Source organism: Spirosoma gilvum, assembly GCF_054776815.1.
In genome coordinates this window covers 138886-154321 of sequence record NZ_BAAHBH010000009.1, presented here as the reverse complement: position 1 = coordinate 154321, position 15436 = coordinate 138886, and the positions used below count along the sequence as shown (strand labels likewise).

Here is a 15436-nt window from a genome sequence, read left to right as displayed (position 1 = left end):
TCCCTCTGACCATTTTGTGTATCTATTCTCCCAACAAAAGGATTCTCTTTTCTATAATGAAACAACTCGACTATCTGGTACGCTTTTTTGTCTTTCTGGCTCCACTGCTAGCCATTGAGTATGGCTGCCAGCAAAAATCCAGTCATACCGAATCTGCCCAAACCACGGACTCATTGGCCGTACAATCAGCGAATCAGCCTGATACGTTATGCTTCCGGCAGATAGTAGGGCGCGATTCAACGCTCTTACAATTGGTCCGAAATGGGTCAAGCGTAACAGGTGAGTTAGCGATTTTGCCATTTGAGAAAGATCGTGCACGTGGTTCTATAAAAGGAATACAAACGGGTCAGCAAATTACAGCCGACTGGCAGCGGTCGGGCGAAGGCATAACACAAACCTATGAAGTAATCTTCACCCTAAAAGGCGACTCTATCATCTGGCGGGAAGGTGAACGTATCGAAAAACAAGGGAAATGGATTTTAAAAGATCCATCGCAGAGCTACGAATATGTACTCATGAAGACGAATTGCCAATACTGATTCTACATGGCTGCTTTTATCTTAAATTGGCACTAGAATCACATCTGTTTGTTAGATGCCAACCGTTACCCATTCTTTCCTTCTTATTGGCTTATCGCTTATTTCCATCGAAATTTCTATGGCACAAACGCCTAAGCGGCCTCGCGACTATGGTATCCGTTTAGGTATATTGCCAACAGGACCGCTCAATGCGATCACTGATGTACCAGGTGTGCGTGTAGGCCAGGTTACGGTTAAGCAAGGACAGAACGTTCGGACGGGTGTAACAGCAATCCTGCCACACGACGGTAATCTGTTTCAACAGAAAAGCCCAGCCGCTATCTACATTGGCAACGGTTTCGGTAAACTAACAGGCTACAGTCAGGTAGAAGAACTTGGCACACTCGAAACGCCCATTGTGTTAACCAATACACTCAGTGTTCCGACCGCTGCCGATGCGCTGATTGATTACACGTTATCCCAATCGGGCAATGAACAGGTGCGCTCCGTAAACGCGGTGGTGGGCGAGACTAACGACGGTTTTCTGAATGACATTCGCGGTCGACACGTTACCAAACAACATGTGCTGGATGCGCTCAAGCAGGCCAAAAGTGGACCAGTTGACGAAGGTAATGTAGGAGCTGGAACCGGTACGGTTTGTTTTGGCTTCAAAGGCGGCATTGGTACAGCCTCTCGCAAATTACCAGCCTCACTGGGTGGTTATACAGTGGGTGCATTGGTACAAACGAATTTCGGCGGTGTATTGCAAATTGCGGGTGTTCCTATCGGAGTAGCACTGGGGAAATATTCGTTCAAAGAAAACCTCGATGGCTCCTGTATGATGGTCGTGATGACCGATGCGCCCTTAGATGCCCGCAACCTAAAACGATTGGCCAAGCGGGCGTTCATGGGGTTAGCTCAAACCGGCGGCATTGCGTCAAATGGTAGTGGCGACTATGTGATTGCCGTATCCACAGCCTATCACATTCCCCATGAAACGACCAGTGCATTCGATGAGGTAAAACTGCTTCGCAACGACAATGCCTCTCCCCTATTCCTGGCAGCCATCGAAGCTACGGAAGAAGCCATCATCAATTCGCTGTTTGCCGCACAAACCCTTACCGGCGATCAGGGCCATCGGATCGAGCAATTGCCTGTCGACAAAGTAGTTGACTTACTTCGAAAAGCCGGACAAGCCAAATAATACTAACTAACTTCCCGAAGGCTCAGAGCTTTCGGGAAGTTTTTTTAACTATAGTTGCCCCAACTGCGTCTGTCGACCACCAACGGCCATTCGAACTAACCCGTATATAATGAGCCCTAAAGTCACCACAAAGGCTGCCCATTTCAGATTGGTTAATACGGAACAAAGAGCCGCCACCGTCGTTGATGTTTCAGGATAGCTTTTGAGCAAATACACAATAGAGATATTCTCCAGCAGATCGAATGTCCAAACCCAGATCGGAACAATATTGACCAGCAGAAACGGTGCGTAACTGCGCTTTCGAAACACCAGAGAGAGAATAACACAAAGCAAAAACGTATAAATAAGCGGGTAAGCCAGATCATCCGTCAACTCGCCCCGTGCATATAGCGACCGGGCTTCCGAGCCATAATCGGCTACCATCTGCAAGACTCGGGCCGGATTATAGCCAAACAGCAAATCAATCGGCCCCAGTGGCTTACCGGCCAGAGCGTTCATATCCGCTTCGAGATGCTTGAAGATATAGGCCGGAAACGGGATATACAGCACTACCGCCAGCAAAAGCGTTTTCCAGGACACAATACGGTAAAAGAAAGAGGAAAGTGAAGTGAGCATAGTCATATAAATACTGCCGAAACGATCAATGTCTGTTCTCAGCAACACGCCATAAGATACCCGCCAGACTTAAAAAGGCTAACGCACCCAATAGTTCATATCCTCCTTCACCTAAGCCACTCGCCAGCGCCGGTTCGACCGTCATTGATGTCAGGGCATTATAAACGGATTCGTTCACCGACAACAGTGCGACAACAACACCGGCCAGTGCTCCACCAGCCACTAATCCGGTAGCAAACAGATTACCTTTTCCCAAATCAGCATCTTCTTCGACAATGCCTTTGCGCTTGGCATTCCAGTCGACGATGGCTTTCACCACCCCTCCCGCAAATATGGGCAGCGTAGTAGATAGGGGTAGATAAAGTCCTACAGCAAACGCTAAAGCACTAACGCCAACCAGCTCAAACACAAAGGCGATGAACGCCCCTGCCAGTACGAATTGCCAATCCAGATTGAACGAAAGTAGTCCTTTAATCAGCGTAGCCATCAACGTGCCCTGCGGAGCCGGAAATTTATCGGAGCCTATCGCATGAGTGATTCCTTGCGCCACTAGGTCGGGGGTGGGCGTATCCAGAATTTTTACTGTTGCCCCAACCACCAAAGACGAAACAATAACGCCGATAAACAGGGCCATCTGCTGATATTTGGGGGTTGCGCCCACTAGATAACCGGTTTTCAAATCCTGTGAGGTGCCTCCCGCATTGGCAGCCGCCACGCAAATCATACTACCTACTACTAATACCGCAGGCTCATAGAGTTTGCCCGTCAGGCCAAAGCCAATAAATACCAGCGACGTACCCATGATGGTGGCAATGGTCATTCCCGACACAGGCGACGAACTTGACCCAATCAGCCCAACGATCCGGCTGGCAACGGTCACGAAGAAAAAACCAAAGACAATCACCAGTATCGCAATAAGCAGTTTGGTAAGCACCGAGTCGCCTGGAATTTGCGGCAGTACGACCATCAGGGCCGCTAAGGCAATACTACCGATCACCACAATCCGAACATTTAGATCCTGCTCCGTACGAACTGTACGGTTGCTTTCACTCATGTTTTCTTCCTGCTCCATGGCCGTGACTGACGATCGGCTGAAACTTTGCCGAAACGAAGAAATGATGGTCGGGATAGTCTTGATCAGGGTCATAAAGCCGCCTGCCGTAACAGCCCCAGCCCCAATTTGCCGGATATAGGCCCGATAGATCGCGACAGCCGTATCATTAAAACTGTGCGTGGCCGGGTTCCAGCCACCGGGACCACCTGCTGTTTGTAGATTGGCCAGATAGCCCAGTTTTTGCAATTGTAAGGCAATGGTGTCGCCCGGCACAACCGAAGCCAGCAAGGGGATCAAACCAAGCCACGCCAGAATGCCCCCTCCAACCAGTACGGCCGAAATACGAAAGCCGATAATATAACCTACGCCTAAGTATTCTGGCGTGATTTCCCCTGCTACCTGTGCCGACGGGAAGTAACGATTAGCCTGTTTAGTGGCCCAAACGGGCACTTCGGCAATGACGTGCAGTACCTTTTGCAGAAACGCATAGAGCAAGGCTACGCCCAGACCCTGATACGCAGTTTTGGCAAAGTCACCCCCTTTTTCACCGGCTATCAACACCGAAGCACAGGCCGTCCCTTCGGGATACGGCAATGTTCCGTGTTCCTGCACAATCAGCGATCGACGCAGCGGGATCATCATAAGCGTTCCGATGAGTCCACCCAGAATGGCCAGAGTTAGAATGGTCCAGTAGTTGAAAAAGTCAGCACCACTGCCATTGGTTAGAAACAGGAACCCCGGCATCGTAAAAACTACTCCCGAGGCAATACTCTCCCCGGCCGAACCAGTGGTCTGGATGATGTTGTTTTCCAGAATGGTGGTATTCAGGAATTTGCGGCCGAGCGAAATAGATAGTACGGCAATCGGAATGGAAGCGGATACCGATAAGCCCGCTTTGAGGGATAAATAAACCGTTGCAGCTCCGAATAATACACCAAATACAGCTCCGGTAATAACGGCTTTAAGAGTAAACTCTGCGGGTGACTGGCTGGCAGGAACGAAGGGTTTATGAGCAGTGGCGGTTTTGGCCATAGTTGTTGACTTTGTGATACGTAACTTGTAAGCATCACAAAGTACGCTTTTCTCCAATCCTACCGAAGCGATTTCCCGATTTACTGCAAAACCCGCGTGGTATACCGATCTACAATGTCGCTCGGATGAATCTCAAGCACATTGGCCAGTACCAGCAGCACGAGCGTTCGGGAGGCAATCCGGCGCGATATGCCAGCAATGGAGGCAAATAAATCGACCGTAATGCTGTTGTGCTCACCGAGGTGCTGCATGAGCATACGTTCCTTATCGCCATAGCTGAACCGGATACTTCGTTCGGCCTGCTCCCCTTTCAAAATCTCGCGCACTTCACGACTTGCCTGCACCGACTTGTCGCCTACGCGCACGTAGGCCTTTTTGTCGTCGGGATTAGCCGGATCGGGAATAATGTAGTGGGGGCGTGTGGGGCTGCGCGGCACCCGAATCACAAGCACTTCGCGCTCGTCGTAGAGTTGTACACGCTCGATGGTGTAGGAAATTCGCGGAAAACAAAATTTGTTGATAGCCCGGACGAGCAGGTATTCGTCCTCATCGGCATATTTCAATCCCGGAATCGACTTGTCGTCAGCGACGCCGATCAGCATGATACCGCCGTTTGTATTAGCGAAGGCTACCACGCCCCGAATGATTTTCTCGGGATGATTTGTTTTCAGCTTGAACTCTAAATTGCTACCCTCTCCCCGTTTGACCAGGTTCTTGAGTGCCTGATAGTCCATAACCGATGGGTTCATCTGGTGAGCACCGAATTGCGATAAATATACGGCTTTTCTCTAAACTTGCAAGAGTCAACCCTATATCTCTATTTTTCGTTAAAAACTGAGCCAATTAGTCTCAACTTTTCGACTCAGCAAACCGTTAGCAATAGATAAGACGTACGCAAAAACCTGTATGTCTTTCTGATTAACTTTGTATAAATAACATAAAAATGCTGGTAAACGTTGCGTTGGTTTTAGGGACGTTCCTATTTATGGAAGGCGTTGCATGGTTTACACATAAATACGTGATGCATGGTTTCCTGTGGAGTTGGCATCGCGACCATCATAATCATCATCCCGGCTTTTTTGAACGAAACGATTTATTCGCCGTTGTGTTCAGCCTGACGGCCATTAGTCTGATCGGGGTCGGTGTAGAATTCCAAGCCTGGAGTTTTTTAATCTGGATTGGCGCCGGCGTTACGCTCTATGGCTTCTTTTACTTTGTCTTCCATGACATCATTGTCCATCGTCGGGTAAAAATGAAGATCAATACCGACGGTCGATATATGCAGCGAATTATGCGGGCGCATTACATTCACCATAAAGTTCACACAAAAGAAGGGGCTGAAGCTTTCGGTTTTCTATATGCCCCCAAAAGATATGATCGTCCTGTGAAGAGTAAGAAGTAACGCGGTGATGCGGCATACCGACATCCTGTCCTCTGTATTGACCATATTTTAACCATGCGGACAGGATGTCGGTATGCCGCATCACCGCGTTACAAAAAAGGCGTAACCCTCATGAAGTGGATTACGCCTTTTTTATTGGGAATCGCTCGAACAACTCAGTATTCGTCTTCATTAAAGAAGAAGTCGTCTTTCGTTGGATAATCTGGCCAGATTTCTTCAATACTTTCGTAAGGCTGACCGTCATCTTCGAGCTCCTGTAAATTTTCTACTACTTCGAGGGGCGCACCAGAGCGAATTGAATAGTCAATCAACTCATCTTTAGTGGCAGGCCAGGGGGCATCTTCCAGGTATGATGCAAGTTCGAGAGTCCAGTACATAGTGTGTTCGTCTTTTATGTCTAATTTTTAATAAGGGTGCAAAAGTAAAAAAACCGTTAATATGCAAGCTATTTTACGCAAAAATGTTCGCTACCGTTGCCCCATTGGGATTTAGGCGATTAACGCGAAATTATTTCTTTTGTTTCAAGTTCAAAATTTACTCGTCAAAGTTTCAGGCTCCAGGGCCCTAATTAGTGCTTACGAAGTTCGCATACAATCTGAAATCCAAAACGTTAAGATCGAAAATTATGCTCGTCGAAATCTGTGCCTATTCGCTAACCTCCTGCCTGACGGCTCAACAAGCCGGAGCTGGACGGATCGAACTATGCGGTGGCCTTCCCGAAGGCGGGACCACGCCTAGCGCCGGACTTATTCAACTCGCCCGTCAACATCTGCATATTCCCTTCTACGTTATGATTCGGCCACGGGGTGGTGACTTTCTGTATTCCAATCACGAATTGTCGGTAATGCAGGCAGATATTCAGATGGCTAAGACCTTAGGCGCCGACGGTATTGTTCTGGGAATACTTAATGCCGATGGCACCGTTGATGAAGACCAAACACGCAACCTCATTGAATTAGCCAACCCATTGCCCGTAACATTCCACCGGGCTTTCGATATGACCCGCGACCCACTTGAAGCGTTGGAAGCCGTCATCCGGACCGGAGCAGAACGCATTCTGACGTCGGGCCAGCACCCCACCGCCGAACAGGGCATAGCTATTCTTCGGCAACTTACCCAACAGGCGGCTGGTCGCATCGAAATTATGGCTGGAGCCGGGGTTAATGCCAACAATGCAAAGCTGTTGATCGAAGCAGGAGTCGATGCCTTACACCTTAGTGGTGGTCAGAAAGAAGACAGTCATATGCATTATCGGCACCCATCCGTATCCATGGCCTCAGCTATTCCCGGCGAATACGACTATATTGAAGCCAATGAAGAAAAAATTCGGGCAGTGATCCGTAACGCGGACATCTTGTCCGCATAGTTATATTTTTAAGCAAAGCAATCGGGCTATTGTGTTGTAATGCGGTGGTACGGCATTACAACACAATAGCCCGATTACCCGAAATAAATACCCGGTCGTTAAAGACTAGTTTTAGCGCCTGCGAAAGCACGATTTTTTCGACATCTTTTCCTTCGGTTGCCATATCGGTGGCTGTATGCCGGTGATCTACTTCTTTCACATTCTGCGCAATAATCGGCCCTTCATCCAGGTCATTATTGACAAAGTGAGCCGTAGCTCCGATGATTTTAACTCCTCGTTCGTAGGCCTGCCGATACGGATTGGCGCCAATGAAAGCCGGTAAAAAAGAGTGGTGAATGTTGATAATCCGGTTCGGGAAATGATTGACAAATTCGGGCGTCAGCACCCGCATATATTTGGCCAATACGACGTACTCGGGTTCATAAATCGCCATGGTTCGTAAAATAGCGACCTCGTGCTCTTCGCGGGTTTTACCTTCATGGGAAATGTAATGGAACGGAATCCCGAACTTACTGACCAACGGTTGGAGCACATTATAATTACTCACAACGGCCAGAATGTCGGCATCGAGTTCATCAAATGCATAACGGATCAGTAGTTCACCCAGGCAATGGTGTTCCTTCGTGACCATTACAACAATGGCTTTCTTCCGCTTTGGATTCAGCCGAAACGTTATTCTGTTGCTATTGGCCGAGTCAGGTAATGTTGTTTGTAGTTCGTGCAGTAAAGCGGCATTATCGAACGCGTCGGGCGCAACCCCGGCCTCAAACTCCGTTCGCATAAAAAACTGCCCGGATGGACTTACATATTCATCGTTATGGATAATATTCAGGTTATGCCGAAACAGGACGCCGGTTACGTGATAAATCAACCCCTTACTATCAGGGCCATCCATCAGTAATATGTGTTTGTCGGTAATTGCCATAGGTGGTTTTGAATAAATTGAATAAAAGTAGCGAATGCCAACCGTTTATTCCTTTATTTTGGGCCACAAGCCTTCATCCTATGGTAAATCGCCGTCGTTTTCTGACACTTAGCTCACTAGCAGGGCTATTGCCAACCTTCTCGTTTCGCCCGCATCAATCATCTTATAGTAAAAGAGCGATTGAGCATTCGCCCAATGAGAATATGCCTACATCCAATTTGAAAAGTAGTCCTCTCGTCTTATCGACCTGGAAACAGCCCAAAGCAAATGCTGCTGCCCAGGCTGTATTAGACAAGGGCGGACGTGCTTTGGATGCGGTAGAAGCAGGTGTTCGTGTACCAGAAGCCGATCCAGAAGATATGAGTGTAGGATACGGTGGTCGACCCGACCGAGATGGGCATGTTACGCTCGATGCCTGCATCATGGATGAAAAAGGGAATGCGGGTTCAGTTACTTTTCTGGAACATATTATGCATCCTATTTCGGTAGCCCGTGCAGTCCTGGAAAAAACACCCCATGTTATGCTTAGTGGCGAAGGAGCTTTAAACTTTGCGCTCTCTCAGGGGTTTAAAAAGGAAAACTTACTGACTCCAAAAGCCGAAAAGGAATGGCGTGAGTGGCTCAAAACAGCTAAATACAAACCCATTGCCAACATCGAACGTCACGACACAATCGGCATGTTAGCCATTGATAACCAAGGAAATATATCAGGCGCCTGTACAACGAGTGGCCTAGCCTATAAAATGCGCGGACGTGTCGGCGATTCGCCCATTATTGGAGCTGGGCTTTTTGTTGATAACGAAATTGGCGGAGCCTGTGCTACCGGACTGGGCGAATTGGTAATGCGTACCTGTGGGTCATTTTTGGTCGTCGAGCTGATGCGCCAAGGACGAACACCCCAGCAAGCTTGCGAAGAAGCAGCCATGCGAATCGTTAAAAAGCAGGATTACAAAGACATACAGGTCGGATTTATCGCCGTTAACAAGCGAGGTGAGTATGGAGCTTACAGCATTCAGCCAGGTTTCAATTACACGCTATCTCAACAACAGAAGACCCAGGTTACCGACGCAAAATCATATTTGAAATAAACAAGTTTTTCTTTTATTGTTTATAGTACTTAATTGCCGTCCCAAATCGGCATTTATCCGTACTAAACTATTAAAATCGAGACATACATTGGAATCGGTATTTTCAACATCGAAGCGGAAACTCCTACTCGAAATCGCCTGGGAGGTATGTAATCAGGTAGGAGGAATTTATACGGTTATCCGGTCGAAAGTGCCAGCAATGGTCGAAAAATGGGATGATAACTATGTGGCCATTGGCCCGTATTTCCCCCAGCGATCAGCCGCTGAATTTGAACCCATTACGGACTCTGACGAAACAGAAATTGGGCAAACTGTTCGCAAAATGCGTCAGTTAGGTTACAGTGTCGAATATGGTTACTGGCTGGTTACAGGTCGCCCCCGCGTTGTCTTATTCGATGTTAATAGCATCAGCGTTACTCAGCTCAACGAGATCAAAACGCAGTTATGGCTGAAGCACCAACTCTCTACCTTAAACGTTGAAGACCTTGTTAATCAGACCATTGCCTTCGGCGAAATGGTCCGTTTATTTATCACTTTATTAGCCGAAGATCATTCTCGTCGGGTTGATTTTGTCGCCCATTTCCATGAATGGATGGCTAGTACGGGCTTGCCCGACCTACGTCGTGATAACGTTAAAGTAGCAACAGTCTTTACCACCCATGCCACGATGCTGGGCCGGTACCTGGCCCAGAATGAGTCTGGTTTCTATGGCAAACTTCCCTTTTTCGACTGGAAACGGGAAGCGCAGCACTACGGTATCGAAACGCAGGCAACCATCGAGCGATTAGCCGCCCAGCAGTCACATGTATTTACAACGGTTAGTGATGTAACGGCCCGTGAGTGCGAGGTTTTTTTAGGACGCAACCCCGACCTAGTTCTACCCAATGGCCTAAACGTTACTCGGTTTGCTGCCGTCCACGAATTCCAGAATCTGCACGTCCAGTACAAGCAGAAAATTCATGAGTTTGTGATGGGGCACTTCTTCCAGAGTTATTCGTTCGACCTGGAAAAAACCCTGTATTTCTTTACTTCAGGACGTTTTGAGTTCAGCAACAAAGGCTACGACCTGACCCTTGAAGCGCTTGCCCGACTGAACTACCGGATGCGTCAGGCAAATATGGATACCACGATTGTGATGTTTATGGTTACCAAACAGCCTTACACATCCATCAATCCGGAGGTTCTTCACTCGCGTGCGTTGCTCGACGAAATTCAGGATACCTGCGAAAGCATAGAGAAGCAGGTGGGCGAACGACTCTTCCATGCAGCCGCTTCCAACACGCAAAGTACAACCTTACCTGATCTGAACAGCTTTGTTGATGAATACTGGCGACTTCGGCTGCGCCGAACGGTTCAAAGCTGGAAAACCAAACATCTTCCACCTTTTGTAACCCACAATCTGGTTCAGGAAGATGATATGACTCGCTTTATCAGACAGGCCAATCTGGTCAACAATGAATACGACCGGGTTAAAATCGTTTATCACCCTGATTTCATAGCGTCTACCAACCCGCTGTTTGGCCTGGATTATAGCCAGTTTGTTCGGGGATGCCACCTGGGTATATTCCCAAGCTACTATGAGCCCTGGGGATATACGCCACTGGAGTGTGTGGTTCGCGGTATTCCAACCGTTACGAGCGACCAGTCGGGCTTTGGTGATTTCATCATGCAAATCATGCGTGACTACGAAAACCGGGGCATTTACGTCATCAACCGCCGGACGCAGTCGTTCAATGAAGCGGCCGACCAACTAGCCGATGTCCTTTACCGTTTCGTTAAAATGGCGCAGCGCGACCGGATCAAGCAGCGAAATCTGGTCGAGAGCATTGCCGATGTATTTGACTGGAGTAGCCTTCGCTCCTATTACGATACTGCCCACGATCTGGCGCTGAAACGAAAGAAGCCTTAATTTATCAGTAGTTAGGAGCGAGGAGTGAGGAGTGAGAATCCATCCGGCAGCAATTTTTGCGTCTGCCATTCTCGCTCCTCACTCCTCGCTCCTAATACTTACCATCACTATGATCAAAATCGGTATCATCAACGTTTCGGACCGGGCTAGTGCAGGCATTTATGAAGACATTCCGGGCAAAGCAGTTGTAAGCTTACTAACCGAATGGCTGACTTGCCCCTGGGAGCCCGTTTATCGAATTATTCCCGATGAACAGGACCAGCTGGAAGCCACCATGATCGAGTTGGCCGATAAGGAGGAGTGTTGTCTGGTTGTTACAACGGGCGGTACCGGCCCGGCGCCCCGCGATGTAACCCCCGAAGCGACTGAAGCTGTTTGTCAGAAAATGATGCCAGGCTTCGGGGAGCTGATGCGTCAGGAAAGTTTAAAATACGTTCCTACGGCCATTCTATCGCGCCAAACGGCAGGCATTCGAAATCAGACACTTATTCTAAATTTACCAGGCAAGCCCAAAGCCATTGGCCAATGCCTGTCTGTCGTATTCCCGGCCATTCCTTATTGCATCGATCTAATTGGTGGCCCCTATCTGACCACTGATGAAGAAAAGATGAAGGTGTTCCGGCCGAAGAGTTAATGGCTTACGGTATCATTTCGGAAAACTGACTTTTCCCATCGATACCGATGGAACGCCCTGTCGATCACCGAAGGATGCGTGTCCTCCAGCCAGGCTTTCGTTGGCTAACACAGCAAAGAGAACCGCTTCTTTGGCATCTCCATTTATGCCTAGCTCGTCGGTTCGGCCAAATGTACAGGTTGGCAATAATTGTTGAAGAGTTGTAATAAGTACTGGATTGTGCATCCCTCCTCCACTCATATACACCCGATAGGTCTCCCCTGGCTGCATAACCCGTTTGATGGAATCCATAATGGTTTCGGCACTGAACTGAACGAGCGTAGCCATCAAATCAGCAGCCGACAGGTCTGTAGTCTGGCTGCGTACTTGCGCATCTTCGACATACGGCATATTAAAGACTTCAGGGCCGGTCGTTTTGGGAAAGGGAGCGTCGAAAAACGGATTCTTTTTTAGGGCTTCAACTAGCGCTGTATTTACCTGCCCCTGTGCTGCCAGGCGGCCATCTTCGTCGTAGGGTTTATTCAGAAATTTTCGGGCATAAGCATCCAGAAGCGTATTTCCCGGACCCGTATCCGTTGTAAAGACGTCATTGGCTTTCCCATCGGCTGGTAGATAGGTAAAATTGGCGATGCCTCCCATGTTGAGTAGGATACGATTTTCACCAACCTTTGTGAACATAAAATAATCGCCATACACAGCCAAGGGAGCACCTTCCCCACCGAGGGCAATGTGTTTTTGCCGGAAATCACTAAACGTAATAATACCGGTTGTAGCGGCTACGTGATCGCCATCGCCGATTTGTAAGGTAGCGTTCGGGAACTTATCACGCCGGTGCTGGCTTTTTGGAGCGTGGTATACCGTTTGCCCATGACTGGCGACAACATCAATTTCGGTTGGATGAATATCCCAATTACGCAGGCATTGCAATACCATTTGCCCGTGTAGCCGTCCAATGTATGGATTTAGCAAACAAAGCTCTTCAAAGTCAATTATCGACTTTGCAAAAATGGTACGAATGTTGGCTTTAAGTTCCTCTGGATAAGGTATCGTAGAAAATTGTTCTACAACAACGGTCGTTTCAGGGCCGCTTTCGGCGATGCGGCACAAGGCCACATCGAGGCCATCGAGCGAAGTGCCTGACATCAGTCCGATAATTCGACGCTCTTTTTTTTGAGCAATGGTATATAAGTGTTGAATTTGTGCGTTCATAATTAGGTCACTATCCACTAAATTTGGTTAATTCGTAAGAACGGCTGTTAATAAATGGAATTCTGGGGTAACGAGCAATTTGCCTTCTTCGAAAGCATTTTATTTTCGGCATTGGGCCAACCGGTCGATGTTATGGAAACTCAGTTTTTATCTGGGGGCAATATTAACACCGCAGCCCGTGTCTTTTCGACAGAAGGCGTTTTCTTCATCAAATGGAATCAAAGCGATGGCCATCTTGAACCAGATATGTTCGAGACCGAAGCCCTTGGACTCGATTTGCTTCGTCAGACCCACACGTTCCCCATTCCTGAAGTTATTAGTTGTGGCCATTTTCAGGATAAATCGTATTTGATTCTGGAATACATTGACTTTGGCAAACGACCTAAGAATTACTGGGAAACACTAGCCCAGCGCCTGGCGAGATTGCACGCGAATACTCAGCCTGAATTTGGATTGCATTTTAACAATTACATCGGCTCTCTCCCTCAGACCAATCAACTTACTGCCGACGGCTACGATTTTTTCTTTGAACAGCGATTACTGCCTCAGGCGGGGCTGGCTCTCTATAGAGAACTGATTTCAAGACAAACATACGAAGCCTTGTTAAGGCTTCGCACCCGCCTACCTAATTTACTTCCTAACGAGCGCCCTGCACTACTCCACGGTGATTTATGGTCGGGCAATGTGCTGGTTAATGAAGATGGCCTTCCGGTTCTGGTCGATCCCGCCGTTTATTATGGTTTCCGTGAATCTGAGCTGGCCTTCACGAAACTCTTTGCCGGATTCGATGCACGTTTTTACGATGCATACGACGAAGCTTTTCCATTAATAAGTGGTTTCAACGAACGCGTATCCATTTATAATCTGTATCCATTACTCGTTCATGTGAATCTGTTTGGCTCTGGTTACGTTAGTGGCGTAGAACGAATTCTAAAACAGCTCTGATGGCTGGGCCAATCTCCAGATTGGCCCGTCAACAACTAATAGAACGGCCAATCTCCAGATTGGCCTAGCCTCCTTTATGGACATCACTTCTTTTGAACAGTTCGACCTGAACCGGCAACTTCTGAATGCCGTGGCTGAACTAGGCTATACAGAGCCCACGCCCATCCAACAACAAACCATTCCGCTGAGCCTGGGGAATCATGACGTGCTGGGCATTGCGCAAACGGGAACGGGCAAAACAGCCGCTTATTTATTGCCTATATTGATGAAAATCAAATACCCGCAGGGGTCAAACCCACGGGCGTTGATTCTGGCCCCTACACGCGAGCTGGTCATTCAGATCAATAAGGCCGTTAGCGAGCTAGGCAAATACACAGGTTTACGCCATCTGGCTCTATATGGTGGTCTTGGCCCTAAAACGCAGATTGAAACCCTCCAACAAGGCGTCGACCTGCTGGTAGCTACGCCGGGGCGGTTTATGGATCTATACCGGATGGGTGAGATTGTGACGAAAGATATTCGCACCATGGTCCTCGACGAAGCCGACAAAATGATGGATATGGGCTTCATGCCCCAGATTCGGTCTATTCTGGAAGTGATTCCAACAAAGCGGCAGAATCTCCTGTTTTCGGCTACCTTTGGCGGACGAGTCGAACGGCTTTCAGCCGAGTTTCTGGAAGCCCCTATTAAAGTGGAAGTAACGCCACAGGCTTCTACCGCCGATATGGTGAGTCAGGTACTTTACGAAGTGCCGAACTTCCGCACAAAAATCAACATGCTGGATTACCTGGTTAGCAAGGATGCATTTCAGCGCGTTATCATTTTTGCCCGGACCAAAGGGACCGCCGAGAATATCTATAAATTTCTGGCACGCAAAGTGATAGAGACCGATAAGATTCGGGTTATCCATGCCAACAAAGGTCAGAATACACGCATCAACGCTATGGAAGCCTTCAAAGAGGGCGATATCCAGGTGTTAGTGGCAACCGATGTAGCTGCCAGAGGTATCGACGTAGCCGAAGTTAGTCACGTTATCAACTTCGATTTGCCCTTAATCTATGAAGATTATGTACACCGGATTGGTCGTACAGGGCGGGCAAACCGGTCGGGCGAAGCGATTACATTTCTGACGATTGCCGAAGAATACCATGTCCAGAAGATCGAAAAAATCATTCGCATGACCATTCCCCGGAAGCCGCTGCCCCCCGAAGTTGAGGTTATGGAAACGCCTTTCGACGAGCAACAAGACATGCTCCGGCAGATCGATGAGCAACGGCGGAAAGAAGATCCTACATTCCTGGGGGCTTTTCATGAAAAAAAGGCAAAAAATTTACCCAGTAGCAAAGCCAGATCGACGAGCAAAGGCAAATTAACCGGACAGAAAAAAACAGCCTTTTCAGCCAAAGGACAGCCTTCTGGTGGGACAAGGCGCAAATCAGGGACATCGTCAGGCAGCAAAACAGGTACAGGGAAGGGGTCAGGATTTCGGGGAGGGCGACGGTAAATTGTCTGTAATGTACTAACTTGGTTTCCCG

Annotated in this window: 15 protein-coding genes; 9 read left to right on the top strand and 6 right to left on the bottom strand. The window is 48.3% G+C overall.

The genetic code is table 11. From position 1 onward, the window contains the following. Positions 1–56: 56 nt before the first annotated feature. The gene (locus tag ACYVFD_RS22985; RefSeq protein ID WP_461092853.1) at positions 57–539 is read left to right on the top strand and encodes a hypothetical protein; all 483 of its coding nucleotides are present in this window, start codon (positions 57–59) and stop codon (positions 537–539) included. A gap of 118 nt (positions 540–657) precedes the next feature. Beyond that, positions 658–1722, top strand: coding sequence for a DmpA family aminopeptidase (locus ACYVFD_RS22980; RefSeq protein WP_461092852.1), 1065 nt, complete (start codon positions 658–660; stop codon positions 1720–1722). A gap of 48 nt (positions 1723–1770) precedes the next feature. Here the strand turns inward: ACYVFD_RS22980 and ACYVFD_RS22975 are convergent, their stop codons facing one another. The 3 genes from ACYVFD_RS22975 to ACYVFD_RS22965 form a co-directional block, all read right to left on the bottom strand. After that, on the bottom strand, positions 1771–2337 hold the full coding sequence (locus ACYVFD_RS22975) for a hypothetical protein (protein WP_461092851.1): 567 nt from the start codon (positions 2335–2337) through the stop codon (positions 1771–1773). A gap of 25 nt (positions 2338–2362) precedes the next feature. Then, positions 2363–4423 (bottom strand): OPT family oligopeptide transporter, encoded by a 2061-nt coding sequence (locus tag ACYVFD_RS22970; protein ID WP_461092850.1) that lies wholly within the window; start codon positions 4421–4423, stop codon positions 2363–2365. Positions 4424–4503: 80 nt separating this feature from the next. Further along, a complete protein-coding gene (locus tag ACYVFD_RS22965) occupies positions 4504–5172 on the bottom strand; it encodes an AlbA family DNA-binding domain-containing protein (RefSeq protein ID WP_461092849.1) in 669 nt (222 codons plus the stop codon). A gap of 194 nt (positions 5173–5366) precedes the next feature. Between ACYVFD_RS22965 and ACYVFD_RS22960 the strand changes: the two genes are divergently transcribed. Then, the gene (locus ACYVFD_RS22960; RefSeq protein WP_461092848.1) at positions 5367–5825 is read left to right on the top strand and encodes a sterol desaturase family protein; all 459 of its coding nucleotides are present in this window, start codon (positions 5367–5369) and stop codon (positions 5823–5825) included. A gap of 155 nt (positions 5826–5980) precedes the next feature. On the opposite strand, the gene ACYVFD_RS22955 is transcribed toward ACYVFD_RS22960, so the two are convergent. Continuing rightward, positions 5981–6202 (bottom strand): DUF2795 domain-containing protein, encoded by a 222-nt coding sequence (locus ACYVFD_RS22955; RefSeq protein WP_009284883.1) that lies wholly within the window; start codon positions 6200–6202, stop codon positions 5981–5983. 248 nt (positions 6203–6450) lie between these two features. Here ACYVFD_RS22955 and ACYVFD_RS22950 point away from each other — a divergent pair, with 248 nt between their 5' ends. Further along, entirely contained in the window at positions 6451–7191 is a 741-nt protein-coding gene (locus tag ACYVFD_RS22950; protein ID WP_461092847.1) for a copper homeostasis protein CutC, read from the top strand. A gap of 55 nt (positions 7192–7246) precedes the next feature. Here the strand turns inward: ACYVFD_RS22950 and purU are convergent, their stop codons facing one another. After that, entirely contained in the window at positions 7247–8116 is an 870-nt protein-coding gene (purU, locus tag ACYVFD_RS22945; RefSeq protein ID WP_461092846.1) for a formyltetrahydrofolate deformylase, read from the bottom strand. A gap of 80 nt (positions 8117–8196) precedes the next feature. Between purU and ACYVFD_RS22940 the strand changes: the two genes are divergently transcribed. From ACYVFD_RS22940 to mog, 3 genes are all read left to right on the top strand, one after another. Further along, positions 8197–9204 (top strand): isoaspartyl peptidase/L-asparaginase family protein, encoded by a 1008-nt coding sequence (locus ACYVFD_RS22940; protein ID WP_461092845.1) that lies wholly within the window; start codon positions 8197–8199, stop codon positions 9202–9204. An 88-nt stretch (positions 9205–9292) separates the two neighbouring features. Next, positions 9293–11113 (top strand): glycosyltransferase, encoded by a 1821-nt coding sequence (locus ACYVFD_RS22935; protein WP_461092844.1) that lies wholly within the window; start codon positions 9293–9295, stop codon positions 11111–11113. Positions 11114–11222: 109 nt separating this feature from the next. Further along, positions 11223–11747, top strand: a complete 525-nt coding sequence (gene mog, locus ACYVFD_RS22930; protein WP_461092843.1) for a molybdopterin adenylyltransferase — start codon at positions 11223–11225, stop codon at positions 11745–11747. 12 nt (positions 11748–11759) lie between these two features. Here mog and ACYVFD_RS22925 read toward each other — a convergent pair whose 3' ends face one another. Further along, complete coding sequence (locus ACYVFD_RS22925) at positions 11760–12956, bottom strand: anhydro-N-acetylmuramic acid kinase (RefSeq protein ID WP_461092842.1); 1197 nt, start codon at positions 12954–12956, stop codon at positions 11760–11762. Between the two features lie 54 nt (positions 12957–13010). On the opposite strand from ACYVFD_RS22925, the gene ACYVFD_RS22920 reads away from it, so the two are divergent. Further along, positions 13011–13901, top strand: a complete 891-nt coding sequence (locus ACYVFD_RS22920) for a fructosamine kinase family protein (protein WP_461092841.1) — start codon at positions 13011–13013, stop codon at positions 13899–13901. Between the two features lie 76 nt (positions 13902–13977). Further along, entirely contained in the window at positions 13978–15405 is a 1428-nt protein-coding gene (locus tag ACYVFD_RS22915; RefSeq protein WP_461092840.1) for a DEAD/DEAH box helicase, read from the top strand. The last annotated feature ends 31 nt before the right edge of the window (positions 15406–15436 follow it).